The sequence below is a fragment of the Enterobacter sp. BIDMC 30 genome, assembly GCF_000534355.1.
Lineage (GTDB): Bacteria > Pseudomonadota > Gammaproteobacteria > Enterobacterales > Enterobacteriaceae > Enterobacter > Enterobacter ludwigii.
Genome location: NZ_KI973169.1, coordinates 1,049,570 through 1,075,397, shown reverse-complemented (window position 1 = coordinate 1,075,397; position 25,828 = coordinate 1,049,570). Strand labels below are relative to the sequence as shown.

Sequence of the window (25,828 nt, the reverse complement as noted above, 5' to 3'; positions counted from 1 at the left end):
GCTTATTCGCCTTTTTTCGCGGCCTGGATGTAGAGCATTTCCAGCGCGAGGGTGGCCGCTGCCAGAGCAGTGATCTCTGACTGGTCGTAAGCCGGAGCCACTTCCACCACGTCCATACCCACGATGTTCAGATCCTTCAGGCCGCGTACCAGTTTGATGGCGCGGTCAGAGGTCAGGCCGCCGATCACCGGCGTGCCGGTGCCCGGGGCAAACGCCGGATCCAGGCAGTCGATATCGAAGGTCAGGTAAACCGGCATATCGCCGACAATCTGTTTTACCTGAGCGATGATGTCATCCACGCCGCGATCGTTCACCTGGCCGGCATCCAGCACGGTGAAGCCGTTGTCTTTATCAAACTCGGTACGGATACCGATCTGCACAGAGTGGTTTGGATCGATCAGACCTTCGTTTGGCGCGGTGAAGAACATGGTGCCATGGTCGAATTCACAGCCGTTCGCGTAGGTGTCGGTATGGGCATCAAAATGCACCAGCGCCATCTTACCGAAGTGCTTCGCGTGAGCACGCAGCAGCGGCAGCGTGACGAAGTGGTCACCCCCGAAGGAGAGCATGCGTTTACCGGCAGCCAGCAGTTTTTCGGCATGGGCCTGCAGTTTTTCACTCATCTCGCGCGCGTCGCCAAAGGCGTACACCAGGTCACCGCAGTCAACCACGTTCAGGCGCTCGCGCATGTCGAAGTTCCACGGGAAGCGGTTGTGCTCCCAGGCCAGGTTAGTGGAGACCTGACGAATAGCTGCCGGACCATGACGGCCACCAGCACGGCCTGACGTGGCCATATCAAACGGCACGCCGGTGATCACCCAGTCAGCGTCACTGTCGTACGGCTGGAAGTTCATCGGGAGACGTAAAAAACCAAACGCGTTAGATACCAGAGAGTTATCGTACTGATGGCCTAAAGTGCTCATGTCCTGACCTCTTTAAAGTCGATACATTAAAAACAGATGAAAAAAATCCCCTCCGCGTCGTTAAACCCGACGAGGAAGGGATTGATTTGTAAATCGCTTATTGGGGCGAATTATCGCCGCTAATTCATACGGGTTCAAGTGAGTATAGGCGAGGGTATTGCCCCTTGCCCTCACGCCGCCCCTCTCCAACAGAGAGAGGCAGGTTTACTTACTCGTCTTCCAGATAGGTGTATCCGTAAAGACCCGCTTCAAACTCTTCCAGGAACTGCTGCTGCAGCGCATCGTCCAGACCGGTATTTTTCACCTGGTCACGGAACTGGGTCAGCAGCTTTTTCGGATCCAGCTGAACGTATTCGAGCATATCCGCCACGGTGTCCCCCTCGTCGGACAGCTCAACTTCCACGCTGCCGTCAGGGAAGACAAACACGTCAACCGCTTCGGTATCACCGAACAGGTTATGCATGTTGCCGAGGATCTCCTGATAGGCACCAACCATGAAGAAGCCCAGCATCGGCGGGTTCTCCGGATCGTACTCTGGCATAGGCATCGTGGTCGCGATACCGTCGCCGTCGACGTAGTGATCGATAGCACCGTCGGAGTCGCAGGTGATGTCCAGCAGCACCGCACGACGTTCCGGGGCGTGGTTCAGCCCTTCCAGCGGCAGAACCGGGAACAGCTGATCGATACCCCAGGCATCCGGCATCGACTGGAACAGCGAGAAGTTGACGTACATTTTGTCCGCCATGCGCTCCTGCAGTTCGTCAATAATCGGACGGTGGGCACGGTTGCTCGGGTCCAGCTGCTGCTGTACGTCGTGGCACATGTTCAGATAAAGCTGCTCTGCCCATGCGCGTTCCTGCAGGCTGAACGTGCCCGATGAATACCCCACATGAATATCATGCAGGTCCATCTGGCTGTCGTGCAGCCACTCGCGCAGCGAACGGCGGGTACCCGGCTCGTGCATCTCCTGCCAGGTCTCCCACATGCTTTGCAGCGCACGAGGCGCGTCCTCAGCCGGCGGGGTTACCTCGGAAATTTCACTGCGCTCAACGCCGATAATGTTCGATACCAGCACGGTGTGGTGTGCGGTAACCGCGCGACCAGACTCGGTGATCACAGTTGGGTGCGGCAGGCCGTGCTCTTCACAGGCATCGCCAATCGCCCAGATGATGTTATTGGCATATTCGTTCAGGCCGTAGTTCACGGAACAGTCGGACTGCGAGCGGGTACCTTCATAATCCACGCCCAGACCACCGCCCACGTCGAAGCACTGAATGTTTACGCCAAGCTTGTGCAGCTCAACGTAAAAACGTGCTGATTCGCGTACGCCGGTGGCGATGTCGCGAATGTTGGCCATCTGCGAGCCGAGGTGGAAGTGCAACAGCTGAATGCTGTCCAGACGACCACGCTCACGCAGAATCTCAACCAGCTGCAGAACCTGGGTCGCCGCGAGACCAAATTTGGATTTTTCGCCGCCTGAGGACTGCCATTTACCGGAACCCTGCGACGCCAGACGCGCACGCACGCCCAGACGCGGGATAACGTTCAGACGCTCTGCCTCTTCCAGCACGATAGCGATCTCTGTCATCTTCTCGATAACCAGATAGACTTTGTGGCCCATCTTTTCGCCAATCAGCGCCAGACGAATGTATTCACGGTCTTTATAACCGTTACAGACGATCACCGAACGGGTCATGCCAGCATGTGCCAGCACGGCCATCAGCTCCGCTTTGGAACCCGCTTCCAGGCCCAGCGGTTCACCGGAGTGGATCAATGATTCAATCACGCGGCGGTGCTGGTTCACCTTGATAGGGTAAACCAGGAAGTAATCGCCTTTATAGCCGTAAGATTCACGCGCGCGTTTAAACGCGGCGTTAATGGAACGCAGACGATGTTGCAGGATCTGCGGGAAGCAGAACAGTGCAGGCAAACGCTGGCCCTGCGCCTCGCGTGCTTTCACCAGTTTGGCGAGATCCACGCGCGCTTCAGGAACGTCAGGATCCGGGCAAACGCTGATATGGCCCAGTTCGTTGACGTCGTAGTAGTTATTGCCCCACCAGGCAATATTGTAAGTGCGCAGCATCTTGCTGGCTTCCTGGGAGCTCATCGCAACCTCCTGCATGGAACGTAGTACACCCTGTTCGCCCGCTGACGAAGGCGAAAGCGAAGACATGTCGTCAGACATAGCGAACCTCAACTCTTTGTATTAAGTGTAAAACAGTTGACTACTATCGCAGCGTTATACGGCGATAACAACCCATAAACGGATCCATTTCCCAGCAGACTATGCTGAAAACCAGACCGTGCGACCGGTTTCATATTCATATCATTGTAAACACGTGTCCGAACTTAATTATGACAACGTTCGGCGAAACCACGAGAAAACTCTTGTCTTAACAAGAGCGCCCTTGTTCAGTTTTCACAAAGCGTGACCGGCCCTGGAATCCTGAGAAGCCCCGAGATGGGTATAACATCGGCAGGTTTGCAGATTAGAAATGCGGGTTGCGGGAATCAAATACGCGCCAGAACGGCTGCGCTGAATTAGCGGAAAACACTGGTTCATTATCTCGTATCACCTCCACGGCCGCTCCTGCTGAAACGGACCACAAGCCAAAGCTAAAAGTTCACTGCTTAACCCGGCTGGAAGTGGCGACACGATGAGTTCATCGAGCGCTTATTGGTATGAGCCGCGCGCCGCGTTTTATACCGAGAACAGGGGTAAATTGCAAAAGATAAATGCGCGGGTTGCCAGCGCCGTCAGGAAAAATTTCCAGCAGCGAATTCAACTCAGTGAGAGGTTAGTCAAAAAAAACTGGAAATCGGGCGAAGAACTGACCTAAAATAGCCATCCAGATGTTAATCCATCCATACTGATTAACACTCAGACTGCCAGTGTCATTAACCTGCAGGCCTTGGTAGAATTATCTCCTTTGGCTATTCCACACAGCAGCTTGAGCTAAACAAATTCCTTTTAGGTGAAATAAAACATGGCAAAACACCTGTTTACGTCCGAGTCCGTATCAGAAGGACATCCAGATAAAATTGCTGACCAAATCTCCGATGCGGTGCTTGATGCGATCCTGACGCAGGATCCAAAAGCGCGCGTCGCGTGTGAAACCTACGTCAAAACCGGCATGGTTCTGGTTGGCGGTGAGATCACCACCAGCGCATGGGTGGATATCGAAGAGATCACCCGTAACACGGTTCGTGAGATCGGTTATGTCCATTCTGATATGGGCTTTGATGCCAACTCTTGCGCGGTACTGAGCGCAATTGGCAAACAGTCTCCGGACATCAACCAGGGCGTTGACCGTGCCGATCCGCTGGAACAGGGCGCGGGCGACCAGGGCCTGATGTTTGGTTATGCAACCAACGAAACTGACGTGCTGATGCCAGCGCCAGTGACCTACGCACACCGTCTGGTGCAGCGTCAGGCTGAAGTGCGCAAGAATGGCACCCTGCCATGGCTGCGTCCTGATGCGAAAAGCCAGGTGACCTTCCAGTACGACGACGGCAAAATCGTCGGTATTGACGCGGTCGTTCTGTCTACTCAGCATTCCGAAGAGATCGACCAGAAATCCCTGCAGGAAGCAGTGATGGAAGAGATCATCAAGCCGGTTCTGCCAACTGAATGGCTGAGCTCCGCAACCAAATACTTCATCAACCCAACCGGACGCTTTGTGATCGGCGGCCCAATGGGTGACTGCGGTCTGACCGGCCGTAAAATCATCGTTGATACCTACGGCGGCATGGCACGTCACGGTGGCGGTGCCTTCTCCGGTAAAGACCCGTCTAAAGTTGACCGTTCTGCTGCGTACGCTGCGCGTTATGTTGCGAAAAACATCGTTGCTGCTGGCCTGGCTGACCGCTGTGAGATTCAGGTTTCCTACGCTATCGGCGTGGCTGAACCGACCTCCATCATGGTTGAAACCTTTGGTACCGAGAAAGTGCCATCCGAGCAACTGACGCTGCTGGTGCGCGAGTTCTTCGACCTGCGCCCATACGGTCTGATTCAGATGCTGGATCTGCTGCACCCAATCTACAAAGAAACCGCTGCATACGGTCACTTTGGTCGTGAACATTTCCCATGGGAAAAAACCGACAAAGCCGCTCTGCTGCGTGAAGCTGCTGGTCTGAAATAATCGACTGACAGCGAATGTTAAAAAAGGCCAGCCCCGTGCTGGCCTTTTGCTTTTGGCAGCCAGAGAGCCTGACATTGCGCTTTGCGTGAAACCGATTACACCCCACCCGATATACCTCGCTTTCAGAATAATCTCTTTGCATGATCGCATGTCTTATGCTGTTACATTTCCTTTCAGTTAAGTCTGAAATTCATTCAAACGCGATGCGCATCAACTAATTTACCTCTATATTTTCAAAGCTTTAATTTTATTTACGGTTGCACACCAGTGTAACCGATTACACCAATGTGATTTATCTCACATATTTATACGGGTTGCTCACTTACCCTTAACATCGATAAAACTGATAACCCAACTGGAGGGCATAATGCCTGACAATAAAAAACAGGGGCGTACGTCCAATAAGGCGATGACATTTTTCGTCTGCTTCCTCGCCGCCCTGGCAGGATTACTTTTTGGCCTGGACATTGGCGTGATTGCTGGTGCGTTACCCTTTATCACTGAAGAGTTCCAGATAAGCGCTCACACCCAGGAGTGGGTAGTAAGTTCCATGATGTTTGGTGCGGCCGTGGGTGCCGTGGGCAGCGGCTGGCTCTCTTTCAGGCTAGGCCGCAAAAAGAGCCTGATGATCGGTGCAATCCTGTTTGTTGCCGGTTCGCTCTTCTCAGCAGCGGCTCCAAACGTTGAGGTATTGCTGCTTTCTCGCGTGCTGCTTGGCCTGGCCGTGGGTGTGGCGTCGTATACCGCCCCACTCTATCTCTCTGAAATCGCACCCGAGAAAATCCGTGGCAGCATGATTTCGATGTACCAGCTGATGATCACCATCGGCATCCTCGGAGCTTACCTTTCCGATACCGCGTTCAGCTACAGCGGCGCATGGCGCTGGATGCTTGGCGTGATCATTATCCCTGCCATTCTGCTGCTGATTGGCGTTTTCTTCCTGCCGGACAGCCCACGCTGGTTTGCAGCGAAGCGTCGTTTCGTCGATGCCGAGCGCGTGCTGCTGCGACTGCGCGATACCAGCGCGGAAGCCAAAAACGAACTGGAAGAGATCCGCGAGAGCCTGAAGGTAAAACAGTCAGGCTGGGCGCTGTTTAAAGAGAACAGCAACTTCCGTCGTGCGGTATTCCTGGGCGTGCTCCTGCAGGTGATGCAGCAGTTCACCGGGATGAACGTCATCATGTACTACGCGCCAAAAATCTTTGAACTGGCGGGGTATACCAATACCACCGAGCAGATGTGGGGGACCGTCATCGTTGGGCTGACCAACGTTCTGGCGACCTTTATCGCTATCGGTCTGGTGGACCGCTGGGGCCGTAAGCCAACCCTGACGCTGGGCTTCCTGGTGATGGCCGCCGGTATGGGGGTTCTCGGCACGATGATGCACGTGGGGATTCACTCTCCAACCGCCCAGTATTTCGCAGTGGGCATGCTGCTGATGTTTATCGTCGGGTTTGCGATGAGCGCCGGTCCGCTGATTTGGGTGCTGTGCTCTGAAATCCAGCCGCTGAAAGGGCGTGATTTCGGTATCACCTGCTCCACCGCGACCAACTGGATTGCCAACATGATTGTCGGTGCGACGTTCCTGACCATGCTCAATACGCTGGGCAACGCGAACACCTTCTGGGTCTACTCCGGCCTGAACATCTTCTTTATTGTTCTGACGCTGTGGCTGGTTCCTGAAACCAAACACGTGTCACTGGAACATATTGAACGTAACCTGATGAAAGGTCGTCCACTGCGCGAGATTGGCGCACACGACTAATTCTCTGGCGGGAGGTGCCTCTTGCACCTCCCCGCTTCGCGCTTTATGCTCTGCCCCTATGAAAGCACCCCGTCTCCCCATCGCCCTTCAGCAAGCCGTTATGCGCAGCCTGCGGGAAAAACTCGCTCAGGCCAACCTGAAACTCGGCCGGAATTACCCTGAGCCGAAACTCGTCTACCAACAGCGTGGCACGGCGGCGGGCACGGCGTGGCTCGAATCCTATGAGATCCGTCTGAACCCGGTGCTGATGCTGGAAAATCAGCAGGCGTTTATTGAGGAAGTGGTGCCGCACGAGCTGGCGCACCTGCTGGTATGGAAACACTTTGGCCGCGTGGCACCCCACGGCAAAGAGTGGAAGTGGATGATGGAAGCCGTGCTGGGCGTTCCGGCACGCAGAACCCATCAGTTTGAACTTGAGTCGGTACGCCGCAATACCTTCCCCTACCGCTGCCAGTGTCAGCAGCATCAGCTTACTGTTCGCCGTCATAATCGCGTGGTGCGCGGCGAGGCCACCTACCGTTGCGTCAAATGTGGTGAACCGCTGGTCGCGGAATAACCAACTGAACTTTCAGGAACTTTCCTGATCTGACTGATTGCATACAGGAACAACATTCGTTACGTTGCGGGCTCGTTTTGACACGGAGTGTAAGATGTCCCGTAATTTTTCTCTCGCGGTCGCTTTTCTGGCGACAGCACTCTCCGGCCAGGCTCTGGCCGACGGTATTAACAGTTTCTCCCAGGCAAAAGCGGCGGGCGTGAAGGTCAACGCGGATGTTCCCGGTGATTTTTATTGCGGCTGTAAGATTAACTGGCAGGGTAAAAAAGGGATCGTTGATCTCGAATCCTGCGGCTATAAAGTGCGTAAGAATGAAAACCGCGCCAGCCGCATCGAGTGGGAACACGTGGTGCCGGCATGGCAGTTTGGCCACCAGCGTCAGTGCTGGCAGGATGGCGGTCGTAAAAATTGCGCCAAAGATCCGGTCTATCGCCAGATGGAAAGCGATATGCACAACCTGCAACCCGCGGTTGGCGAGGTGAATGGCGATCGCGGCAACTTTATGTACAGCCAGTGGAACGGCGGAGAGGGTCAGTACGGCCAGTGCGGCATGAAAGTTGATTTTAAAGAGAAAGTCGCTGAGCCCCCGGCCCGCGCGCGCGGCAGTATCGCCCGCACCTATTTCTATATGCGTGACCGTTACGACCTCAACCTTTCCCGCCAGCAGACGCAGCTGTTCAACGCATGGGACAAGCAATATCCGGTGACGGAATGGGAATGCCAGCGTGACGCGCGCATCGCGAAAGTTCAGGGTAATCACAACCCTTACGTCCAGCGGGCTTGCCAGGCGCAAAAGAGCTAACCTACACTAGCGGCAATTCGCTTACACCGCATGACATATGGAATTTCTGACTATGCGCATTCCTCGCATCTACCACCCTGAGCTGATTACCGTCGGCCGCGAAATTGCCCTCTCTGACGATGCCGCCAACCATGTTGGTCGCGTACTGCGCATGGGAGCAGGACAAGCTATTCAGCTGTTTGATGGTTCTAATCAGGTTTTCGACGCGGAAATTACGCGTGCTGATAAAAAAAGCGTGCATGTAACGATATTGCGCGGCGAAGTGGATGACCGTGAATCTCCGCTGCACATACACCTGGGACAGGTGATGTCGCGCGGAGAAAAGATGGAATTCACCATCCAGAAATCCATTGAACTGGGTGTAAGCCTCATTACGCCACTTTTTTCTGAGCGCTGTGGCGTTAAACTGGATGCGGAACGTCTGAATAAAAAGATCCAGCAGTGGCAGAAAATTGCCATTGCTGCCTGTGAACAGAGTGGCCGCAACCGTATTCCGGAGATCCGCCCGGCGATGGATCTGGAGGACTGGTGTGCTGAAGAGGAAAGCGGGCTGAAGCTCAATCTCCATCCACGCGCCAGCGCCAGCATCAATACGCTGCCGCTACCCGTTGAACGTGTTCGCCTGCTGATTGGTCCGGAAGGCGGCTTGTCCGCTGACGAAATTGCCATGACGGCGCGTTACCAGTTTACTGATATTCTGTTGGGACCTCGCGTTCTGCGTACTGAGACAACGGCACTCACAGCCATTACCGCGCTACAGGTGCGTTTTGGCGATCTGGGTTAACGCTAAGCCTGAGCCCTCAGGCTTTTAACGGAGATGAAAATGATCAAGCTCGGCATCGTGATGGATCCCATCGCAAACATTAACATCAAGAAAGATTCCAGCTTCGCGATGCTGCTGGAAGCGCAGCGTCGCGGCTATGAACTCCACTACATGGAGATGAACGATCTTTACCTGATCAACGGTGAAGCCCGCGCACGCACCCGCATCGTTAACGTCGAGCAGAATTACGACAAATGGTATGAATTCGGCACCGAGCAGGATATTGCCCTTGCCGACCTCAATGTCATTCTGATGCGTAAAGATCCTCCGTTCGACACCGAATACATCTACTGCACCTATATCCTTGAGCGCGCGGAAGAGAAAGGAACGCTGATCGTCAACAAACCGCAGAGCCTGCGCGACTGTAACGAGAAGCTCTACACTGCATGGTTCTCTGACCTGACGCCTGAAACGCTGGTGACCCGCAACAAGGCACAGCTGAAAGCGTTCTGGCAGAAACACGGCGACATCATCATGAAACCGCTGGACGGCATGGGTGGCGCATCTATTTTCCGCGTGAAAGAGAGCGACCCAAATATTGGGGTGATTGCCGAAACGCTGACCGAGCTGGGCACGCGTTACTGCATGGCACAGAACTACCTCCCGGCCATTAAAGATGGCGATAAACGCGTTCTGGTGGTGGATGGTGAACCGGTGCCGTATTGCCTCGCGCGTATCCCGCAGGGCGGCGAAACCCGCGGTAACCTGGCGGCCGGTGGCCGCGGTGAGCCGCGCCCGTTAAGTGAAAGCGACTGGGAAATTGCCCGCCGCGTTGGCCCGACACTGAAAGCCAAGGGCCTGATTTTTGTCGGCCTGGATATCATCGGCGATCGCCTGACCGAAGTGAACGTGACCAGCCCAACCTGTATTCGTGAAATCGAAGCGGAATTCCCGATTTCGATCACCGGAATGCTGATGGACGCCATCGAGAAACGTTTACAGAAATAACCTTTCAATACTATTAGTGACAGCACCCCGGTTTGTCCGCATACTGGGGCTGTCGCTTTTTAAACCAGGAAACAGTACCTCTGACAATGAATTTACAGCATCACTTTCTTATTGCCATGCCTGCTCTCCAGGATCCGATTTTTCGCCGCGCCGTGGTTTATATTTGTGAATACAATGAAGACGGCGCGATGGGCATTATCATCAACAAACCGCTGGAAAACCTGCAGGTTGAAGGGATTCTGGACAAGCTGAAAATTTCGGCTGAAGAGCGTCTGCCGGAAATCAGGCTTGATAAACCGGTGATGCTGGGCGGGCCACTCGCAGAGGATCGCGGTTTTATCCTGCATACGCCGCCGGTCTTCTCTTCCAGTATTCGCATCTCTGACAACACCGTCATTACAACCTCTCGCGACGTGCTCGAAACGCTGGGTACCGCTGAGCAGCCGTCGGAAGTGCTGGTGGCCCTGGGCTACTCCTCCTGGGAGAAAGGCCAGCTTGAGCAAGAGATCCTCGATAACGCCTGGCTGACCGCGCCTGCGGACATGAACATTCTGTTTAAAACCCCTATTGCCGATCGCTGGCGTGACGCCGCGAAACTGATCGGCATTGATATCCTGACTATGCCTGGCGTAGCGGGGCATGCCTGATGAGCGGAACACTTCTGGCCTTCGATTTTGGCACCAAAAGCATAGGCGTCGCCGTGGGTCAGCGAATCACGGGTACCGCACGTCCACTCACGGCCCTGAAGGCCAGTGATGGCACACCGGACTGGAACCTCATCGAGCGCCTGCTAAAAGAGTGGCAGCCGGATGACGTCATCGTTGGGTTACCGCTGAACATGGATGGCACTGAACAACCGCTTACCGCCCGAGCGCGTAAGTTCGCCAATAAAATCCATGGCCGCTTTGGCGTCTCCGTGAAGCTCCACGACGAGCGTCTGAGCACCGTTGAAGCACGTGCAGGTCTTTTTGAACACGGCGGCTTCAGGGCTCTCAACAAAGGCAGCGTTGACTCCGCGTCTGCTGTCATCATTCTCGAAAGCTATTTCGAACAGGGTTATTGAGCGCCGGGGCCTGGAGTTGCCCCTGCGCCCGTCTTTCAGCCAGGCTCTGGTCAAAGTTCTGCATCCCCGCCTGCTGGCCGGTTTGAATAATACCGGGCAATTGCCACGTTTTTCCTTCGCGAATGAGATTCGCCGCCGCCGGAGTATTCACCAGCAGCTCATAAAGCGCCACGCGCCCGCCCTGCGCATCGGGGAGGAGCTTTTGCGCCAGCACCGCCCGCAGGCTGCCGGCCAGCTGATTACGCACCGGATCTTTCTCCTGCGCCGGAAACGTATCGACCAGCCGCTCAATCGCCTGCGCTGCCCCGCGGGTATGCAGTGTCGCGAGCACCAGATGTCCGGTTTCCGCCGCCGTCAGCGCGAGGCGGATCGTTTCACTGTCGCGCAGCTCACCCAGCAGTATGACATCAGGATCCTGGCGTAACGCCCCGCGCAGCGCGTCGGCAAATGACGGGCTGTGTTGGCCAATCTCGCGCTGCTGGATCAGGCACCGTTCGCTCTGGTACAGAAACTCCACCGGGTCTTCGAGCGTCAGAATATGCCCGTCAGTATGGTGATTAAGAAAATCCACCATCGCTGCCAGCGTAGTGGACTTACCGCTGCCGGTTGCCCCGGTGACCAGAATTAGCCCGTTGTCACTGGATAACAGCTCAGGAACAACCCGTGGCACCCCCAACGCGGAGAGTTGCGGGCAGACCCCGGGTAACAGCCGCAGCGTCATTGAGACGCCGCTTGTCTGTTTAAACGCGCTTCCGCGCAGGCGCTGATTGCCCGCCAGGGTAACGGCAAAATCCACCTGTCCGTTCGCCCACCACGTTCCCTGCTGTTCATCGTTGAGCCACGCTTTTAATAGCGTATCGACTTCGGGAGGCGGAAACGGCGCGGGTTCAAGACGACCGGATCTGCGCCAGCGCGGTGGCGAATCACTGCACAGGTGTAGATCGGAGACATTATGCTTTACACTAAGGGCCACAATTTCTTCCACATCCATACAATACTCCTCGGAAAATGAACGACATTGCGCACAACCTGGCACAGGTCCGGGACAAAATCTCAGCTGCAGCAACACGTTGCGGCCGTGCTTCAGAAGAAATTACGTTACTTGCAGTGAGTAAAACCAAACCTGCGAGCGCCATCGCAGATGCGATTGAGGCGGGTCAGCATGCGTTTGGTGAAAACTACGTGCAGGAGGGCGTGGATAAAATTCGCTTCTTCCAGGAACAGGGGAAGACGGATCTGCAATGGCACTTTATTGGCCCCTTGCAGTCGAACAAAAGCCGTCTGGTCGCTGAACATTTCGACTGGTGCCATACCATTGACCGTTTGCGTATTGCTTCGCGCCTGAACGACCAGCGCCCTGAAGCGTTACCGCCGCTGAATGTGCTGATTCAGGTCAACATCAGTGACGAAAACAGCAAGTCCGGTATAGCGCTGGAAGAACTGGATGCGCTGGCAGCAGACGTCGCGGCACTGCCGCGCTTAACCCTGCGCGGGTTAATGGCCATCCCGGCACCGGAGTCAAGTTATGAAAGGCAGTTTGCCGTGGCACAGCAAATGGCTGTAGCATTTGAGGCGCTTAAAGCGCGCTATGAAACGGTAGACACGCTTTCTCTGGGCATGTCGGATGATATGGAAGCCGCCATCGCGGCAGGCAGCACTATGGTACGCATCGGCACGGCAATTTTCGGTGCGCGCGATTACACCCAATAATAAGGAAACCTGAGGAACGCCATGAAGACGTTGACTTTCCTGCTTTCAACGGTCATTGAGCTGTATACGATGGCGCTGTTACTGCGCGTCTGGATGCAGTGGGCCCGCTGTGATTTTTACAATCCGTTCTCGCAGTTTGTCGTGAAAATCACGCAACCTATCGTAGGACCGCTGCGTCGCGTCATTCCGGCGATGGGCCCCATTGACAGTGCTTCTCTGCTGGTCGCGTTTATTCTGAGCGTTATCAAAGCGATTGTGCTGTTTATGGTTATCACCTTCCAGCCGATAATCTGGATTGCCGCTGTTCTGATCCTGATAAAAACCGTCGGTCTGCTGATCTTCTGGGTACTGCTGGTCATGGCGATCATGAGCTGGGTGAGCCAGGGCCGTAGCCCGGTGGAGTACGCGTTAATTCAGCTGGCTGAACCGCTGCTGCGTCCAATCCGTAACCTGCTTCCATCTATGGGCGGCATCGATTTCTCTCCGATGATCCTGGTTCTGCTGCTGTACGTCGTGAATATGGGGATCGCTGAGCTGTTACAGTCCACGGGCGATATGCTGCTGCCGGGGCTGTGGATGGCGCTATGAGTGCAGTGAGCACCTGCGCTGACGGGCTGGTTTTACGGCTGTATATTCAGCCGAAAGCCAGCCGTGACAGTATTGTTGGACTGCATGGCGACGAGCTAAAAGTCGCCATCACTGCCCCACCGGTTGATGGCCAGGCGAATGCGCATCTGACCAAATATCTGGCAAAACAGTTTCGTGTCGCCAAAAGCCAGGTGATCATCGAGAAAGGTGAACTTGGGCGGCATAAACAGGTAAAAATTCTCAACCCGCAATCTATCCCGACGGAAGTCGCGGCGCTGACAGAGCAGGATTAAACCATGCAGAAAGTTGTTCTCGCTACCGGTAACGCCGGTAAAGTGCGCGAGCTGGCCTCGCTATTAAATGATTTTGGACTGGATGTCGTTGCACAGACCGAACTGGGTGTGGATTCCGCCGAAGAGACAGGGCTGACGTTTATCGAAAACGCGATCCTGAAAGCGCGCCATGCCGCACAGATTGCCGGTTTGCCCGCGATTGCCGACGACTCCGGTCTGGCGGTAGATGCCCTTGGCGGTGAGCCGGGTATCTACTCCGCACGCTATTCAGGTATCGATGCCACCGACCAGCAGAATCTGGAAAAGCTGCTTGTCGCGCTGAAAGACGTGCCAGATGATAAACGCCAGGCTCAGTTCCACTGCGTACTGGTCTATCTGCGTCATGCCGAAGACCCTACACCAGTCGTCTGCCACGGCAGCTGGCCGGGTGTGATTACCCGTGAAGCGGCAGGCAGTGGTGGCTTTGGCTACGACCCGGTTTTCTTTGTCCCGTCTGAGGGCAAAACCGCTGCGGAACTGTCCCGCGAAGAGAAAAGCGCGATTTCCCACCGTGGACGCGCCCTGAAACTGTTACTGGAAGCACTGCGTAATGGCTAATTTGCCGCCTCTGAGTCTTTATATTCACATCCCGTGGTGCGTGCAGAAATGCCCGTACTGCGATTTCAACTCGCACGCGCTGAAAGGTGAAGTGCCGCATGATGACTATGTTGCGCATCTGCTGGCCGACCTGGATGCCGATGTACCTTACGCACAGGGACGTGAAGTTAAGACCATTTTCATTGGTGGCGGTACGCCGAGCCTGCTTTCTGGCCCGGCGATGCAAACGCTGCTGGACGGCGTGCGTGCGCGCCTGAACCTGGCCGCGGATGCTGAAATAACAATGGAAGCCAACCCCGGCACCGTTGAAGCCGACCGTTTTGTCGATTATCAACGTGCAGGCGTAAACCGCATCTCGATCGGTGTCCAGAGCTTTAGCGAGCCGAAGCTGAAACGTCTGGGACGCATTCACGGCCCGGAAGAGGCAAAGCGCGCGGCAAACCTGGCCACTGGCTTAGGCCTGCGCAGCTTTAACCTGGATTTGATGCACGGTCTGCCGGACCAGTCGCTGGAGGAAGCGCTGGACGATCTGCGTCAGGCGATCGCGCTTAACCCACCGCATCTCTCATGGTATCAGCTGACTATTGAGCCAAACACGCTGTTTGGTTCCCGTCCGCCGGTGCTGCCGGATGATGACGCCCTGTGGGATATCTTTGAGCAAGGTCATCAGCTTTTGACCGCGGCAGGGTATCAGCAATACGAAACCTCCGCATACGCGAAGCCGGGTTACCAGTGTCAGCACAACCTGAACTACTGGCGCTTTGGTGATTATCTGGGGATTGGCTGTGGCGCACACGGTAAAGTGACCTTCCCTGACGGGCGCATCCTGCGTACCGCCAAAACGCGTCATCCGCGTGGTTACATGGAAGGCCGCTACCTTGAACGTCAGCATGATGTTGAGGCGGCGGATAAACCGTTTGAGTTCTTTATGAACCGCTTCCGCTTGCTGGAACCCGCACCACGTGCGGAGTTTGCGCGTTATACTGGATTGCCGGAAGCCACGATTCGTCCGCAGATTGACGAGGCGCTGGCGCAGGGATATCTCACCGAGTGTGAGGATTACTGGCAGATCACCGAGCACGGCAAACTGTTTTTAAACTCCCTGCTTGAGTTGTTCCTCGCAGAAGATTCCTGAAGGCTGATTCAGGATTTTGCACCCCATTCTGCCGGCTGAGGGAAAGGCTGGCAGAGTGTGGGGATGGATATTACTCGTACTGATGCAAAACAGCTCAGACGGGAGCTGACAAAAGAAGAAAGACGGCTTTGGTATCTACTGCGCAGCCGCCGCTTCGAAAATTATAAATTTCGTCGACCACATCCTGTAGATCACTACATTCTGCATTTCACCTGCTGTGCGGCTCATCTGGCTATTGAACTGGATGGCGGGCAACTTGATGAAAAGCAGGAATACGATCGTCAAAGAACGTGCTGGCTTAACGAGAAAGGCTGGTATGTCATTCGATTTTGGAACAACGAACTCTGTAATAACGAAGAAGCGGTGTTAGAAAAGATCCTTGAAACACTGCAAATGCTGCAACCCTCACCCCGGCCCTCTCTCTAAAAGGGAAAGGGAGCAAACCATCCCCTCGCCCCTTTGGGGAGAGGGTTAGGGTGAGGGGAAATTACTTCAGCGTTCCCACGAGCGCCTTACGGCTATCTTCCAGCGACACCACGCGTTTACAGACGTCTTTGCCGAACTGCTGGAAATCGTCTTCCTGGTTCTTCCACTCGTTCTGAATCGAGGTCTGCAGCCCACCCAGGCTACCGAGCACGCCCTGCAGTGGGTTACCGCCGCCTTTCAGCACCGCTTTAGCCCCCATCTCGTTAATGCTGTCCTGCAGGATGCCACCCATTGCCTGGTTCACCAGCTGCTGACCGTCGGCACGAACCTGATCGATTGCCTTGTAATGGAACGTCAGGCCGTCGGAGCGATGCTCAATAATGCGGTTCATCTGCTCTTTCAGCTGTTTGTCGAGCTTCGTCAGGCGGGTGCGCATGTTACTGCTCTCACCCACCTCTTTGGTGATGATCTTATCCAGCGCGACGCGGCTCTTCTCTACGCGCGTCAGGGCACCTTCATCAATCCACGGCAGCGCGGTACGCAAATCGGCCTGGTAGTCTTTCGCCTGCTCACGCTGAGCGGGGGTCAGGTTGTACTGTTTACCGTTAAATGTGACGTTCCCGTCCGGCGTAATCACCAGATGACCGTTCTCGCCTTTGACCTGCACGGTTTGCGGGCTTAACACCACGTCATCACGCGGGGTGACGCTACATTTATACTCCGCATGAGCGGTGAATCCGGTTGCCATTAAGGCAACAGCCAGCAACGTTTTGCGCATCTTAAACACTCCCTCAGACAAAATGGGCCAGCTAATGCTGGCCCCTTACTGCTTAATTAGTCCCACCAAACGTCAAAAAGTTCGCTGACGCGGACATCTTCCAGTTTGTGGTCTTCAAGCCATTTGCGCACAAGCGCCTGATGTTCTTCGGTGCATTTACCGACTTCCTGGGTGCAGATCAGACCCTCCCATGCCAGGTAACCGCTACCATCAAAGGCCAGCTTGTTTGGCTCGATCACTTCATTAATGAACGCATCTACGTCCTGATCGATCTGGTCTACGCTGGTGCCTTCCGGGAAACGCCACGCAACGGAGAAGCCCACTTCCTGGAATTCTTCGATGTGCATTTTTTTACGCAGACGACGGCTACGATTCTTTGCCATTATTTCACCCTCTCGAACATTAAGTCCCATACGCCGTGACCAAGACGATGGCCACGCTGTTCAAATTTTGTCACCGGACGTGAATCCGGACGCGGTACATAGTCGTTGCTTGCAGACTGGTTTTTATACCCGTCCAGAGACGACATGACTTCCAGCATATGTTCCGCATAAGGTTCCCAGTCGGTCGCCATATGGAAGACACCGCCCAGTTTCAGCTTACTTTTTACCAGCTCAGCAAACGGCGCCTGAACGATACGGCGTTTATTATGCCGTGCTTTGTGCCACGGGTCAGGGAAAAAGAGCTGAACCATCGTCAAAGAATTGTCAGGAATCATTTTGTGCAGCACTTCAACCGCGTCGTGACACATAACGCGCAGGTTCTCAACGCCCTCTTCATGAGCCGTTGCCAGACATGCGCCTACGCCTGGCGAGTGCACCTCAATACCGAGGAAATTTTGCTCCGGGCGCGCGTGGGCCATGGTAACCAGTGAAGACCCCATACCGAAGCCAATCTCCAGTGTTACCGGCGCGTCGCGACCAAACAGCTCGGTAAAGTCCAGAGGCTGCTCGCTGAACTCAACGCCCATCACCGGCCAGTAGTTGTCCAGCGCATGTTGCTGCCCTTTGGTCAGGCGACCCTGACGGCGGACAAAGCTGCGAATACGGCGCAGCGGGCGACCGTTTTCATCAAATTCCGGTGAAATGACGTCGTTTTTCATAAAAGAGTTGTCTGCTTGTGAGAATGTTCGGGAAACGGGCATTATCCAAAGTTAAGGCTTCTATGCAAGCATGGGAAAGATCCGGTTTACAGCAGATTGACGCTGTGCTGCAATCGGCGTCCCTGATTATGCGAATCGATGACCATGCAAGCCTCTCAATTTTCAGCCCAGGTGCTGGACTGGTACGACAAATACGGGCGTAAAACCCTGCCCTGGCAAATTGAAAAAACGCCTTACAAAGTATGGCTCTCCGAAGTGATGTTGCAACAAACGCAGGTCGCCACGGTGATTCCTTACTTCGAGCGCTTTATGGCACGTTTCCCAACGGTGACCGACCTGGCCAATGCGCCATTAGACGAGGTGCTGCACCTGTGGACCGGTCTCGGTTACTACGCCCGTGCGCGCAATTTGCATAAAGCCGCGCAGCAGGTGGCGACCCGACACCACGGCACATTTCCGGAAACCTTCGATGAAGTGGCTGATTTGCCCGGCGTCGGACGTTCAACCGCTGGCGCAATCCTCTCCCTGTCTTTAGGTAAACATTTCCCGATCCTCGACGGCAACGTGAAGCGCGTCCTCGCACGATGCTATGCCGTTGACGGCTGGCCGGGAAAAAAAGAGGTCGAAAAACGGCTGTGGGAGATCAGCGAAGCGGTTACCCCGGCAAAAGGCGTGGAGCGCTTTAACCAGGCGATGATGGACCTGGGGGCCATGGTCTGCACGCGATCAAAACCGAAATGCGAACTTTGCCCGGTCAATAATCTCTGCGTGGCTTATGCGAACCACGCATGGGCGCAGTATCCGGGCAAAAAGCCAAAGCAGACGCTGCCAGAGCGCACCGGCTACATGCTGTTGATGCAGCATGGCGATGGCGTCTTTCTGGCGCAGCGGCCGCCGAGCGGCCTGTGGGGTGGTCTATACTGCTTCCCACAGTTTGAAGATGAAGAATTGTTACGGGAATGGCTTAAACAGCGCGGCATCGCTGCCGATAACCTGACGCAGCTGACCGCGTTTCGTCATACCTTTAGCCATTTCCATCTGGATATTGTACCGATGTGGCTTCCCGTGTCCTCAATCACCGCCTGCATGGATGAAGGAACGGCTCTCTGGTATAACTTAGCGCAACCGCCATCAGTCGGGCTGGCGGCTCCCGTGGAGCGCCTGTTACAGCAATTACGTGCCGGTGCAATGGTTTAGCATCAGCCACCAACAGAGGAATGAGTATGGCCAGAACTATTTTTTGTACTTTCCTGCAGCGTGACGCTGAAGGCCAAGATTTCCAGCTTTATCCGGGCGAACTGGGTAAGCGCATCTATAACGAAATTTCCAAAGAAGCCTGGGGACAGTGGCAGAAAAAACAGACCATGCTGATCAACGAGAAGAAACTCAGCATGATGAACCCGGAGCACCGCAAACTGCTTGAACAGGAGATGGTGAACTTCCTGTTCGAAGGCAAAGACGTCCACATCGAAGGCTATACGCCGCCGGAAAAATAACAGCGTGCGGGGGCAACTCCGCCGTACAAGCAAACACAACACGCACTCCCGGAATGATGAAAAAATTTTTAGCGCTAGCCCTTGTTGCGCCGTTGCTTGTCTCTTGTTCTTCCAAAAAAGGCGATGATTACAACGAAGCCTGGATAAAGGACACCAACGGTTTTGACATTTTGATGGGGCAGTTTGCCCATAACATCGAAAATATATGGGGATTTAACGAAGTTCTTATTGCCGGACCTAAGGACTACGTTAAGTACACCGACGCCTATCAGACCCGTAGCCACATCAACTTTGATGAGGGGACTATCACGGTTGAAACCATCGCAGGCACCGAACCTGCCGCACGGTTACGTCAGGCGATCGTGAAAACCTTGCTGATGGGTGACGATCCAGGCTCAATCGATCTCTACTCCGACGCCGATGACATCACCATCTCCAAAGAACCGTTCCTGTACGGCCAGGTTGTCGATCAGACCGGACAGGCCATCCGCTGGGAAGGGCGTGCCACAAAATTCGCCGATTATCTGCTGCAGACGCGCCTGAAAAGCCGCTCTAACGGCCTGAAGATCATCTACAGCGTCACCATTAACCTCGTGCCGAACCACCTCGACAAACGTGCGCATAAGTACATTGGCATGGTGCGTCAGGCCTCGCGTAAGTACGGCGTGGATGAGTCGCTGATCCTGGCGATCATGCAGACCGAATCGTCGTTTAACCCGTACGCGGTAAGCCGTTCCGACGCACTGGGACTGATGCAGGTCGTGCAGCACAGCGCAGGTAAAGACGTCTTCCGCGCTCAGGGTAAATCCGGTACGCCGAGCCGCAGTTATCTGTTCGAGCCGCAAAGCAACATTGATACCGGTACCGCCTACCTGGCGATGCTCAACAATGTCTACCTGGGCGGGATTGATAACCCGACATCACGTCGCTATGCGGTGATCACCGCGTATAACGGCGGAGCGGGCAGCGTCCTGCGCGTCTTCTCGAGTGACAAAGTGCAGGCGGCGAATATCATCAACAGTATGGCGCCGGGGGATGTCTATTCCACGCTCACCACCCGACACCCGTCTGCGGAATCGCGTCGTTATCTGTATAAAGTGAACACGGCGCAAAAAAACTACCGTCGACGCTAAACCCTTTACCCTGCCCTCTTCCTGTGGGAGAGGGCCAGGGTGAGGGCATCAGACCGCACCTTCCCCGCTCCCACCCATACGAAAATGTTATTTGCATCACAATCCAAACTGCAAATTAATGTGGATTGCATTTTTTTGCGGGAGGTAACAAAACATAACCTCGCCTGCTGATAGAATTGCATCAAATAACAACCCTGAATGTTCCTATAACAACATATCTCCCGCTCACTTGTGAGGAAAGTAACATGAACCTTAAGCTGCAGCTTAAAATATTGTCGTTTCTGCAGTTCTGCCTGTGGGGTAGCTGGCTGACTACACTCGGCTCCTATATGTTTGTGACGCTCAAGTTCGATGGTGCGTCTATCGGTGCCGTCTACAGCTCGCTCGGCATTGCGGCTGTCTTTATGCCAACGCTGCTGGGTATCGTGGCGGATAAATGGTTAAGTGCGAAATGGCTGTACATGCTTTGCCATCTGGTGGGTGCGGGGACGCTGTTTATGGCAGCCCAGGTCACCACGCCGGGGGCGATGTTCATGGTGATCCTGTTTAACTCGCTGGCCTACATGCCAACGCTTGGCCTGATCAACACCATCTCCTACTACCGCCTGAAATCTGCCGGTATGGAAATCGTCACCGATTTCCCGCCAATCCGTATCTGGGGCACCATCGGCTTTATCATGGCAATGTGGGGCGTGAGCTTCGCAGGCTTCGAACTGAGCCATATGCAGCTCTACATCGGGGCGGCACTCTCCGTGGTGCTGGCGCTGTTTACCCTGACCCTGCCGCATATTCCGGTGTCTAACCAGCAGAAAAACCAGAGCTGGAGCACCATGCTCGGTCTGGACGCCTTTGCGCTGTTTAAAAACAAACGCATGGCGATCTTCTTTATCTTCTCCATGCTGCTGGGTGCGGAACTGCAGATCACCAACATGTTCGGCAACACCTTCCTGCACAGCTTCGACAATAACCCGCTGTTCTCTGGCAGCTTTATCGTTGAACATGCGTCAGTGATGATGTCCATCTCTCAGATCTCTGAGACGCTGTTCATCCTGACCATCCCGTTCTTCCTGAGCCGCTACGGCATCAAGAACGTCATGCTGATCAGTATCGCTGCATGGATGTTGCGCTTCGGTCTGTTTGCCTACGGCGACCCAAGCCCGTTCGGTACCGTGCTGCTGGTTCTGTCGATGATTGTTTACGGCTGCGCCTTCGACTTCTTCAACATCTCTGGTTCGGTGTTTGTGGAAAAAGAGGTGAAACCTGAAATTCGCGCCAGTGCTCAGGGTATGTTCCTGATGATGACCAACGGCTTCGGCTGTATTCTGGGCGGTGTGGTGAGCGGTAAAGTGGTTGAGATGTACACCACTAACGGCATCACCAACTGGCAGCCCGTGTGGCTTATCTTCGCCGCGTACTCATTGGTACTGTTCTTCGCGTTTATCGCACTGTTCAAGTACAAGCACGTACGCGAACCGCACGCTGCGCAGCCTATCGCGCATTAATGATGATCCCCTCTCCTTTCAGGAGAGGGGTAATTTCGCCAGCACCCATCCTACCGACAATAAATCCGCACTGCCGCCCGGGCTTAAATTCCGTTCAATGAGCGCATTGTCCATCTGTATTAATGCATCACGATCCCAGCCACGCGTCAGTAATGCCCGCGCATACCCCTGCACATAACGCAGCCCTTCCATACCGCCGCGCGACACCAGGTTACTGTCCTGATTTATCGCCATCAGGCGCAGCAGCAGGTCATGCAGCGCGTGCCCGTTCCATTGCGCCAGCACTGCACGCACCGTAGCAAAACCGCTTTCCGCTTCGCCCCGCGCGCCGGTTAACCCATACCGCTGAAACTGCCGCTCCCCTGCCGTCGCCTGTCCACTGCGCGCTGCCAGCTCACGCGCCACCAGCCCGCGACAGAGGTGACTCACCTCACTACAGAGGCTCTCAGCCGTGGCGTGTTTCACACGTCCGGCGGCAAAGCACAGCAAACCGAGGGCAAAAATGCCGCCTTTATGCGTGTTCACCCCGCACGTTGCAGCGTACATTGCCTGTTCACAGGCAATGCCCACCGGGCGAATGATCCGTATTTGTTCTGCCGCGGGTTTATCCGCATGGGTATGACCCAGCTCTGCAAAGCGCGCAAACCACGGGGTGATGGCTGCAATACTGCGGGCAAACAGCGCATGGTCCATATCGCGGTGTGCACCGTTGTTGAGCTTATCCACCAGACCCGGCTTGGGCGTCAACGCCAGCTCCTGCCATAACGCCTCTTCGGCGAGCCCTGGCACATCGCATGGCTGCGGGTTAGTCGCGAGCAAACCAGTCATCGATCATCTTCTCCACGCGAGCCACCACCTGCTCTACAGGATGCTTACGCGAACGGGAACAGGCGTGGGCAGGCTCATCACATACCAGACAGCGCCGGAGGTGTGCCCCTAAAGACTGGCGCCCCACATGCCCCTGTGCCGGGCAGATCACATCCAAATCCCACAGCCTGCCGAGCGGGTGAGTCTGCTCCAGATCCGTACAGTGCGCTTTGATTTCCGCCGCCGGATGCGCCACGCACCAGATTGCTTCTGGCCCGGTGGGCAGCCACAGCACCTGGCGGTCCAGCACCTGCCAGCGGTTTTCCCACAGCAGCTGGTCGCACATCTGCAATGCCACGCCCATCGTATTGCGATAGCGCAGGCTGTCTTTGATCTCCCCGGGGGTGACGAGCGTGAGAGAAATCACCGGTTGTTGATAGTGCGTGAGCCAGTCAGTCTGGCGTGCTGCACGGCGCTCTTTCGCCGCCAGCAGCTCCTCCAGGCTGACACCCGCCCGCACGGGTGTCGCTACAGTCATCATTACTCCTTCACCTGTCGAACGGTGTCGATGACGCTGCCGTCGCGGTAGCGGATCACACCAACGATTTTGTCGGTAAACTCAATGGGTTTTGGTACACCGGTCAGTGATATCGCCCGCTCGAAAAGCGCGTTGATATCGACAACGTTGAGGCCTGCGGCAAGCAGTCGTTCGCGGATTTCCGGGCGTGCCGGGTTAACCGCGATGCCGTGATCGGTAACCAGCACGTCGATGCTCTCCCCGGGCGTCAGCCGGGTGGTCACCCGCTTCACGACGGTTGGAATACGGCTACGCAGCAGGGGGGCGACCACGATGGTCAGGTTCGCCGCCGCGGCCACATCACAATGTCCGCCGGATGCCCCACGCATTACGCCGTCAGAGCCGGTAATAACATTGACGTTAAAATCGACGTCAATTTCCAGGGCGCTGAGGATCACCACATCAAGCTGGTCGCAGCTTGCTGCCTTGCTGCCGGGGTTGGCATAAACGTTGGTGGAGATCTCCACATGATTCGGATTTCGTGCCAGCGAGGCCGCGGCCTGGCCGTCGAAACACTGGGTATCAAGCAGCTTTTCGATCAGGCCTTTCTCGTGCAGATCCACCAGGCTGCCGGTAATGCCCCCGAGCGCGAAGCGCGCCTTCACGCCGCTGCGCTCCATTTTCTCCTCCATAAAGCGGGTACAGGCGGTAGCCGCCGCACCGGAGCCGGTCTGCATGGAAAAACCGGGTTTGAAATAGCCTGAATGTTCAATCACATCCGCCGCGTAGCGGGCAATCATCAGCTCACGCGGATTACTGGTCACGCGAGCCGCACCGACGCTGATTTTCGCCGGGTCACCCACGCTCTCCACCTGCACAATGTAATCCACCTGATCCTGCACCAGGCTGGCGGGCATATTCGGGAACGGCACCAGCGCTTCGGTCAGCAGCACCACCTTACGGGCGAAATGCGCATCCACCATTGCATAGCCAAGCGAGCCGCAGCACGATTTCCCGTGCGTGCCGTTGGCGTTGCCAAATTCATCGCTGCACGGCACGCCAAGAAACGCCACGTCGATATTCAGCTCACCGTCCTGCAACAGCTTCACGCGCCCGCCGTGGGAGTGAATTTGTACCGGCTCGGCCATCAACCCGTGTGAGATAGCGTCCGCCAGCTTGCCCCGCATACCGGAGGTATAAATCCGGGTGATAACACCGCTTTCGATGTGTTCGATCAGCGCGTCGTTACAGGTCATCAGCGAGCTGGAAGCCAGCGTCAGGTTTTTAAAGCCCATACGCGCAAGCAGCGCCACGACGGTATTGATCACCCGGTCGCCTTCGCGAAACGCATGGTGGAAGGAGACGGTCATCCCGTCCTGTAACCCGCTGCGTAACACCGCCTCTTCGACCGAAGCACAGAGCTTACGGGTGTGTTTTTCGTCAGGGCTGTTCAGCCATGGCGTTGCGCTGTGGGCGGCCTCAAACGGTTTTAAGTCCCGCAGATGGGGGAAATTCACATGGAGAAGTTCTGTCTGATTCATTGTGTAATCCTTAACGACGCACGCCGGAGGCCGCCGCGCGTTCCAGCACCATCTGCGCGTGGTTAATAATAGGGGCATCGACCATTTTGCCGTTGAGCGACACGACGCCCAGGCCGTTACGCTCCCCCTCTTCTGCCGCTTCAATCACCCGTTTCGCGTGATCCACTTCCTGCTGGGTTGGGGCATAGGCGTTATGTAACAGGTCAATCTGACGTGGGTTAATCAGCGATTTACCGTTAAAGCCCATCTTGCGGATCAAATCGACCTCGCGCAGGAAGCCAGCTTCATCGTTAACGTCCGACCACACCACGTCGAAAGCGTCGATACCCGCGGCGCGGGCGGCGTGCAGCACGGCACAGCGGGCATAAAATAGCTCAGTGCCATCCCCGCGTTCCGTCTGCATGTCCATCACATAGTCAAAGGCGGCCAGCGCGATCCCAATTAAGCGCGGAGAACTGCGGGCAATGGCCACGGCGTTAATCACTCCAATCGCCGATTCAATAGCCGCCATGACGCGGGTCGAGCCCGGCTCGCGCCCGCATTCACGCTCGATACGCGCCAGATGCCCTTCCAGCTCATCGATATCCTCTGGGGTGTCGGTTTTCGGCAATCGAATCACGTCCACCCCTGCCCGCACGGCGGCTTCCAGATCCAGCAAGCCAAACGGCGTGCTCAGCGGGTTAATGCGCACCACGGTTTCGATATCCTGATACATCGGGTGCTGCAGGGCATGAAACACCAGCATGCGCGCGGTATCCTTCTCGCGCAGGGCGACGGCGTCTTCAAGGTCAAACATGATGGAGTCCGGGCGGTAGATAAATGCCGTAGAGAGCATGGCGGCGTTTGCGCCCGGCAGGAACAGCATACTGCGGCGGAGTTTGCTCATTTCAGCGCTTCCCAGTTGAGTGTCGGCTCATCGGCCGCGCGCAGGAGCGCGCTTTGCAGGCGGGCGCGGATCACACAGTCCAGCGCCCCTTTGTCTTCAACAATAATTAATCCCTGGTGCACGTTCATGGCGCGCAATGTGTCGTTAACGACCTGGCGAATATGTTCGCCAAACTGCTTAATCACTTCACTGTGGATGATAATTTCCAGCTCACCCTGAGCGGGGGCAATTTTTACCATCAGGTCGCTGGACTCCTGCGTACCGGCCAGCGCCTCCCTTACAATTTTCATGATAA

At 55.5% G+C, this 25,828-nt stretch carries 31 protein-coding genes; 19 read left to right on the top strand and 12 right to left on the bottom strand.

The features are described from left to right. Nucleotides 1–2: 2 nt before the first annotated feature. The 3 genes from speB to yqgB form a co-directional block, all read right to left on the bottom strand. Nucleotides 3–923, bottom strand: coding sequence for an agmatinase (speB, locus tag L466_RS17085; RefSeq protein ID WP_014071686.1), 921 nt, complete (start codon nucleotides 921–923; stop codon nucleotides 3–5). Nucleotides 924–1,131: 208 nt separating this feature from the next. Continuing rightward, complete coding sequence (speA, locus tag L466_RS17090; protein ID WP_020883700.1) at nucleotides 1,132–3,108, bottom strand: biosynthetic arginine decarboxylase; 1,977 nt, start codon at nucleotides 3,106–3,108, stop codon at nucleotides 1,132–1,134. An 8-nt stretch (nucleotides 3,109–3,116) separates the two neighbouring features. Next, complete coding sequence (yqgB, locus tag L466_RS22955; RefSeq protein WP_071605459.1) at nucleotides 3,117–3,248, bottom strand: acid stress response protein YqgB; 132 nt, start codon at nucleotides 3,246–3,248, stop codon at nucleotides 3,117–3,119. 332 nt (nucleotides 3,249–3,580) lie between these two features. Here yqgB and L466_RS23585 point away from each other — a divergent pair, with 332 nt between their 5' ends. The 9 genes from L466_RS23585 (at nucleotide 3,581) to ruvX (ending at nucleotide 11,022) form a co-directional block, all read left to right on the top strand. Further along, entirely contained in the window at nucleotides 3,581–3,763 is a 183-nt protein-coding gene (locus tag L466_RS23585) for a hypothetical protein (protein ID WP_025203262.1), read from the top strand. A gap of 147 nt (nucleotides 3,764–3,910) precedes the next feature. Next, nucleotides 3,911–5,065 carry a methionine adenosyltransferase gene (gene metK / locus L466_RS17095; RefSeq protein WP_014171559.1) on the top strand — a complete coding sequence of 385 codons (1,155 nt, stop codon included), beginning with the start codon at nucleotides 3,911–3,913 and terminating at the stop codon, nucleotides 5,063–5,065. A gap of 367 nt (nucleotides 5,066–5,432) precedes the next feature. Next, entirely contained in the window at nucleotides 5,433–6,830 is a 1,398-nt protein-coding gene (galP, locus tag L466_RS17100; protein WP_014171560.1) for a galactose/proton symporter, read from the top strand. 58 nt (nucleotides 6,831–6,888) lie between these two features. Beyond that, on the top strand, nucleotides 6,889–7,386 hold the full coding sequence (locus L466_RS17105) for a SprT family zinc-dependent metalloprotease (protein ID WP_032670169.1): 498 nt from the start codon (nucleotides 6,889–6,891) through the stop codon (nucleotides 7,384–7,386). A 94-nt stretch (nucleotides 7,387–7,480) separates the two neighbouring features. Next, complete coding sequence (gene endA, locus L466_RS17110; RefSeq protein ID WP_020883698.1) at nucleotides 7,481–8,188, top strand: deoxyribonuclease I; 708 nt, start codon at nucleotides 7,481–7,483, stop codon at nucleotides 8,186–8,188. A gap of 52 nt (nucleotides 8,189–8,240) precedes the next feature. Then, on the top strand, nucleotides 8,241–8,972 hold the full coding sequence (gene rsmE, locus L466_RS17115; RefSeq protein WP_020883697.1) for a 16S rRNA (uracil(1498)-N(3))-methyltransferase: 732 nt from the start codon (nucleotides 8,241–8,243) through the stop codon (nucleotides 8,970–8,972). A gap of 39 nt (nucleotides 8,973–9,011) precedes the next feature. Then, nucleotides 9,012–9,959, top strand: coding sequence for a glutathione synthase (gshB, locus tag L466_RS17120; RefSeq protein ID WP_020883696.1), 948 nt, complete (start codon nucleotides 9,012–9,014; stop codon nucleotides 9,957–9,959). A gap of 86 nt (nucleotides 9,960–10,045) precedes the next feature. Then, nucleotides 10,046–10,606: a YqgE/AlgH family protein gene (locus L466_RS17125; RefSeq protein ID WP_020883695.1), complete on the top strand. Its 561-nt coding sequence runs from the start codon at nucleotides 10,046–10,048 to the stop codon at nucleotides 10,604–10,606. Further along, a complete protein-coding gene (gene ruvX, locus L466_RS17130) occupies nucleotides 10,606–11,022 on the top strand; it encodes a Holliday junction resolvase RuvX (protein ID WP_014171567.1) in 417 nt (138 codons plus the stop codon). The genes L466_RS17125 and ruvX overlap by 1 nt, the downstream gene beginning before the upstream one ends. Here the strand turns inward: ruvX and L466_RS17135 are convergent. Beyond that, on the bottom strand, nucleotides 10,988–12,013 hold the full coding sequence (locus L466_RS17135) for a type IV pilus twitching motility protein PilT (RefSeq protein WP_032678947.1): 1,026 nt from the start codon (nucleotides 12,011–12,013) through the stop codon (nucleotides 10,988–10,990). The genes ruvX and L466_RS17135 overlap by 35 nt on opposite strands. Before the next feature lie 17 nt (nucleotides 12,014–12,030). On the opposite strand from L466_RS17135, the gene L466_RS17140 reads away from it, so the two are divergent. From L466_RS17140 to L466_RS17165, 6 genes are all read left to right on the top strand, one after another. Further along, a complete protein-coding gene (locus tag L466_RS17140) occupies nucleotides 12,031–12,732 on the top strand; it encodes a YggS family pyridoxal phosphate-dependent enzyme (RefSeq protein WP_014171569.1) in 702 nt (233 codons plus the stop codon). Between the two features lie 21 nt (nucleotides 12,733–12,753). Beyond that, the gene (locus L466_RS17145; protein WP_014171570.1) at nucleotides 12,754–13,320 is read left to right on the top strand and encodes a YggT family protein; all 567 of its coding nucleotides are present in this window, start codon (nucleotides 12,754–12,756) and stop codon (nucleotides 13,318–13,320) included. After that, nucleotides 13,317–13,613 carry a DUF167 family protein YggU gene (gene yggU, locus L466_RS17150; protein ID WP_014885193.1) on the top strand — a complete coding sequence of 99 codons (297 nt, stop codon included), beginning with the start codon at nucleotides 13,317–13,319 and terminating at the stop codon, nucleotides 13,611–13,613. The genes L466_RS17145 and yggU overlap by 4 nt, the downstream gene beginning before the upstream one ends. 3 nt (nucleotides 13,614–13,616) lie before the next feature. Continuing rightward, on the top strand, nucleotides 13,617–14,210 hold the full coding sequence (locus tag L466_RS17155) for an XTP/dITP diphosphatase (RefSeq protein WP_032680319.1): 594 nt from the start codon (nucleotides 13,617–13,619) through the stop codon (nucleotides 14,208–14,210). Then, a complete protein-coding gene (gene hemW, locus L466_RS17160) occupies nucleotides 14,203–15,345 on the top strand; it encodes a radical SAM family heme chaperone HemW (protein ID WP_014171573.1) in 1,143 nt (380 codons plus the stop codon). The genes L466_RS17155 and hemW overlap by 8 nt, the downstream gene beginning before the upstream one ends. A 63-nt stretch (nucleotides 15,346–15,408) precedes the next feature. Next, the gene (locus tag L466_RS17165; protein ID WP_032678948.1) at nucleotides 15,409–15,771 is read left to right on the top strand and encodes a DUF559 domain-containing protein; all 363 of its coding nucleotides are present in this window, start codon (nucleotides 15,409–15,411) and stop codon (nucleotides 15,769–15,771) included. Between the two features lie 61 nt (nucleotides 15,772–15,832). Here L466_RS17165 and L466_RS17170 read toward each other — a convergent pair whose 3' ends face one another. Genes L466_RS17170 through trmB form a run of 3 tightly spaced genes read right to left on the bottom strand, consistent with a single transcriptional unit; the run spans nucleotide 15,833 to nucleotide 17,651 of the window. Beyond that, nucleotides 15,833–16,549, bottom strand: coding sequence for a YggN family protein (locus L466_RS17170; RefSeq protein ID WP_020883689.1), 717 nt, complete (start codon nucleotides 16,547–16,549; stop codon nucleotides 15,833–15,835). A gap of 56 nt (nucleotides 16,550–16,605) precedes the next feature. Then, a complete protein-coding gene (locus tag L466_RS17175; RefSeq protein ID WP_020883688.1) occupies nucleotides 16,606–16,932 on the bottom strand; it encodes a YggL family protein in 327 nt (108 codons plus the stop codon). Continuing rightward, nucleotides 16,932–17,651 (bottom strand): tRNA (guanosine(46)-N7)-methyltransferase TrmB, encoded by a 720-nt coding sequence (gene trmB, locus L466_RS17180; RefSeq protein ID WP_020883687.1) that lies wholly within the window; start codon nucleotides 17,649–17,651, stop codon nucleotides 16,932–16,934. Before trmB ends, L466_RS17175 begins: the two co-directional genes overlap by 1 nt. Before the next feature lie 144 nt (nucleotides 17,652–17,795). On the opposite strand from trmB, the gene mutY reads away from it, so the two are divergent. The 4 genes from mutY (at nucleotide 17,796) to L466_RS17200 (ending at nucleotide 21,782) form a co-directional block, all read left to right on the top strand. Beyond that, on the top strand, nucleotides 17,796–18,848 hold the full coding sequence (mutY, locus tag L466_RS17185; RefSeq protein ID WP_169809773.1) for an A/G-specific adenine glycosylase: 1,053 nt from the start codon (nucleotides 17,796–17,798) through the stop codon (nucleotides 18,846–18,848). Nucleotides 18,849–18,874: 26 nt separating this feature from the next. After that, a complete protein-coding gene (locus tag L466_RS17190; RefSeq protein ID WP_013098674.1) occupies nucleotides 18,875–19,147 on the top strand; it encodes an oxidative damage protection protein in 273 nt (90 codons plus the stop codon). Between the two features lie 56 nt (nucleotides 19,148–19,203). Next, complete coding sequence (gene mltC / locus L466_RS17195) at nucleotides 19,204–20,280, top strand: membrane-bound lytic murein transglycosylase MltC (protein WP_032680316.1); 1,077 nt, start codon at nucleotides 19,204–19,206, stop codon at nucleotides 20,278–20,280. A gap of 245 nt (nucleotides 20,281–20,525) precedes the next feature. Next, on the top strand, nucleotides 20,526–21,782 hold the full coding sequence (locus L466_RS17200) for a nucleoside permease (protein ID WP_020883685.1): 1,257 nt from the start codon (nucleotides 20,526–20,528) through the stop codon (nucleotides 21,780–21,782). 18 nt (nucleotides 21,783–21,800) lie between these two features. Here L466_RS17200 and citG read toward each other — a convergent pair whose 3' ends face one another. From citG to citD, 5 genes are read right to left on the bottom strand one after another with little or no spacing between them, the layout of a single operon-like run. Further along, nucleotides 21,801–22,610 (bottom strand): triphosphoribosyl-dephospho-CoA synthase CitG, encoded by an 810-nt coding sequence (citG, locus tag L466_RS17205; protein WP_032680314.1) that lies wholly within the window; start codon nucleotides 22,608–22,610, stop codon nucleotides 21,801–21,803. Beyond that, the gene (gene citX / locus L466_RS17210) at nucleotides 22,588–23,127 is read right to left on the bottom strand and encodes a citrate lyase holo-[acyl-carrier protein] synthase (RefSeq protein WP_032680312.1); all 540 of its coding nucleotides are present in this window, start codon (nucleotides 23,125–23,127) and stop codon (nucleotides 22,588–22,590) included. The genes citG and citX overlap by 23 nt, the downstream gene beginning before the upstream one ends. A 2-nt stretch (nucleotides 23,128–23,129) precedes the next feature. Continuing rightward, the gene (gene citF, locus L466_RS17215; protein ID WP_032680311.1) at nucleotides 23,130–24,647 is read right to left on the bottom strand and encodes a citrate lyase subunit alpha; all 1,518 of its coding nucleotides are present in this window, start codon (nucleotides 24,645–24,647) and stop codon (nucleotides 23,130–23,132) included. Between the two features lie 10 nt (nucleotides 24,648–24,657). Next, on the bottom strand, nucleotides 24,658–25,533 hold the full coding sequence (gene citE / locus L466_RS17220) for a citrate (pro-3S)-lyase subunit beta (protein ID WP_014171585.1): 876 nt from the start codon (nucleotides 25,531–25,533) through the stop codon (nucleotides 24,658–24,660). Beyond that, nucleotides 25,530–25,823 (bottom strand): citrate lyase acyl carrier protein, encoded by a 294-nt coding sequence (citD, locus tag L466_RS17225; RefSeq protein ID WP_032680309.1) that lies wholly within the window; start codon nucleotides 25,821–25,823, stop codon nucleotides 25,530–25,532. Before citD ends, citE begins: the two co-directional genes overlap by 4 nt. Nucleotides 25,824–25,828 lie beyond the last annotated feature (5 nt).

Coding starts and splice junctions, on each gene's coding strand:
- citG (WP_032680314.1), bottom strand. CDS start 22,610: ATGACTGGTTTGCTCGCGACTAACCCGCAGCCATGCGATGTGCCAGGG.
- speA (WP_020883700.1), bottom strand. CDS start 3,108: ATGTCTGACGACATGTCTTCGCTTTCGCCTTCGTCAGCGGGCGAACAG.
- ruvX (WP_014171567.1), top strand. CDS start 10,606: ATGAGCGGAACACTTCTGGCCTTCGATTTTGGCACCAAAAGCATAGGC.
- yggU (WP_014885193.1), top strand. CDS start 13,317: ATGAGTGCAGTGAGCACCTGCGCTGACGGGCTGGTTTTACGGCTGTAT.
- hemW (WP_014171573.1), top strand. CDS start 14,203: ATGGCTAATTTGCCGCCTCTGAGTCTTTATATTCACATCCCGTGGTGC.
- L466_RS17155 (WP_032680319.1), top strand. CDS start 13,617: ATGCAGAAAGTTGTTCTCGCTACCGGTAACGCCGGTAAAGTGCGCGAG.
- citD (WP_032680309.1), bottom strand. CDS start 25,823: ATGAAAATTGTAAGGGAGGCGCTGGCCGGTACGCAGGAGTCCAGCGAC.
- L466_RS17165 (WP_032678948.1), top strand. CDS start 15,409: ATGGATATTACTCGTACTGATGCAAAACAGCTCAGACGGGAGCTGACA.
- mltC (WP_032680316.1), top strand. CDS start 19,204: ATGAAAAAATTTTTAGCGCTAGCCCTTGTTGCGCCGTTGCTTGTCTCT.
- L466_RS23585 (WP_025203262.1), top strand. CDS start 3,581: ATGAGTTCATCGAGCGCTTATTGGTATGAGCCGCGCGCCGCGTTTTAT.
- mutY (WP_169809773.1), top strand. CDS start 17,796: ATGCAAGCCTCTCAATTTTCAGCCCAGGTGCTGGACTGGTACGACAAA.
- L466_RS17145 (WP_014171570.1), top strand. CDS start 12,754: ATGAAGACGTTGACTTTCCTGCTTTCAACGGTCATTGAGCTGTATACG.
- speB (WP_014071686.1), bottom strand. CDS start 923: ATGAGCACTTTAGGCCATCAGTACGATAACTCTCTGGTATCTAACGCG.
- L466_RS17175 (WP_020883688.1), bottom strand. CDS start 16,932: ATGGCAAAGAATCGTAGCCGTCGTCTGCGTAAAAAAATGCACATCGAA.
- citF (WP_032680311.1), bottom strand. CDS start 24,647: ATGAATCAGACAGAACTTCTCCATGTGAATTTCCCCCATCTGCGGGAC.
- L466_RS17200 (WP_020883685.1), top strand. CDS start 20,526: ATGAACCTTAAGCTGCAGCTTAAAATATTGTCGTTTCTGCAGTTCTGC.
- L466_RS17135 (WP_032678947.1), bottom strand. CDS start 12,013: ATGGATGTGGAAGAAATTGTGGCCCTTAGTGTAAAGCATAATGTCTCC.
- endA (WP_020883698.1), top strand. CDS start 7,481: ATGTCCCGTAATTTTTCTCTCGCGGTCGCTTTTCTGGCGACAGCACTC.
- L466_RS17170 (WP_020883689.1), bottom strand. CDS start 16,549: ATGCGCAAAACGTTGCTGGCTGTTGCCTTAATGGCAACCGGATTCACC.
- trmB (WP_020883687.1), bottom strand. CDS start 17,651: ATGAAAAACGACGTCATTTCACCGGAATTTGATGAAAACGGTCGCCCG.
- metK (WP_014171559.1), top strand. CDS start 3,911: ATGGCAAAACACCTGTTTACGTCCGAGTCCGTATCAGAAGGACATCCA.
- L466_RS17140 (WP_014171569.1), top strand. CDS start 12,031: ATGAACGACATTGCGCACAACCTGGCACAGGTCCGGGACAAAATCTCA.
- citE (WP_014171585.1), bottom strand. CDS start 25,533: ATGAGCAAACTCCGCCGCAGTATGCTGTTCCTGCCGGGCGCAAACGCC.
- gshB (WP_020883696.1), top strand. CDS start 9,012: ATGATCAAGCTCGGCATCGTGATGGATCCCATCGCAAACATTAACATC.
- yqgB (WP_071605459.1), bottom strand. CDS start 3,248: ATGAATATGAAACCGGTCGCACGGTCTGGTTTTCAGCATAGTCTGCTG.
- L466_RS17105 (WP_032670169.1), top strand. CDS start 6,889: ATGAAAGCACCCCGTCTCCCCATCGCCCTTCAGCAAGCCGTTATGCGC.
- L466_RS17190 (WP_013098674.1), top strand. CDS start 18,875: ATGGCCAGAACTATTTTTTGTACTTTCCTGCAGCGTGACGCTGAAGGC.
- L466_RS17125 (WP_020883695.1), top strand. CDS start 10,046: ATGAATTTACAGCATCACTTTCTTATTGCCATGCCTGCTCTCCAGGAT.
- rsmE (WP_020883697.1), top strand. CDS start 8,241: ATGCGCATTCCTCGCATCTACCACCCTGAGCTGATTACCGTCGGCCGC.
- citX (WP_032680312.1), bottom strand. CDS start 23,127: ATGACTGTAGCGACACCCGTGCGGGCGGGTGTCAGCCTGGAGGAGCTG.
- galP (WP_014171560.1), top strand. CDS start 5,433: ATGCCTGACAATAAAAAACAGGGGCGTACGTCCAATAAGGCGATGACA.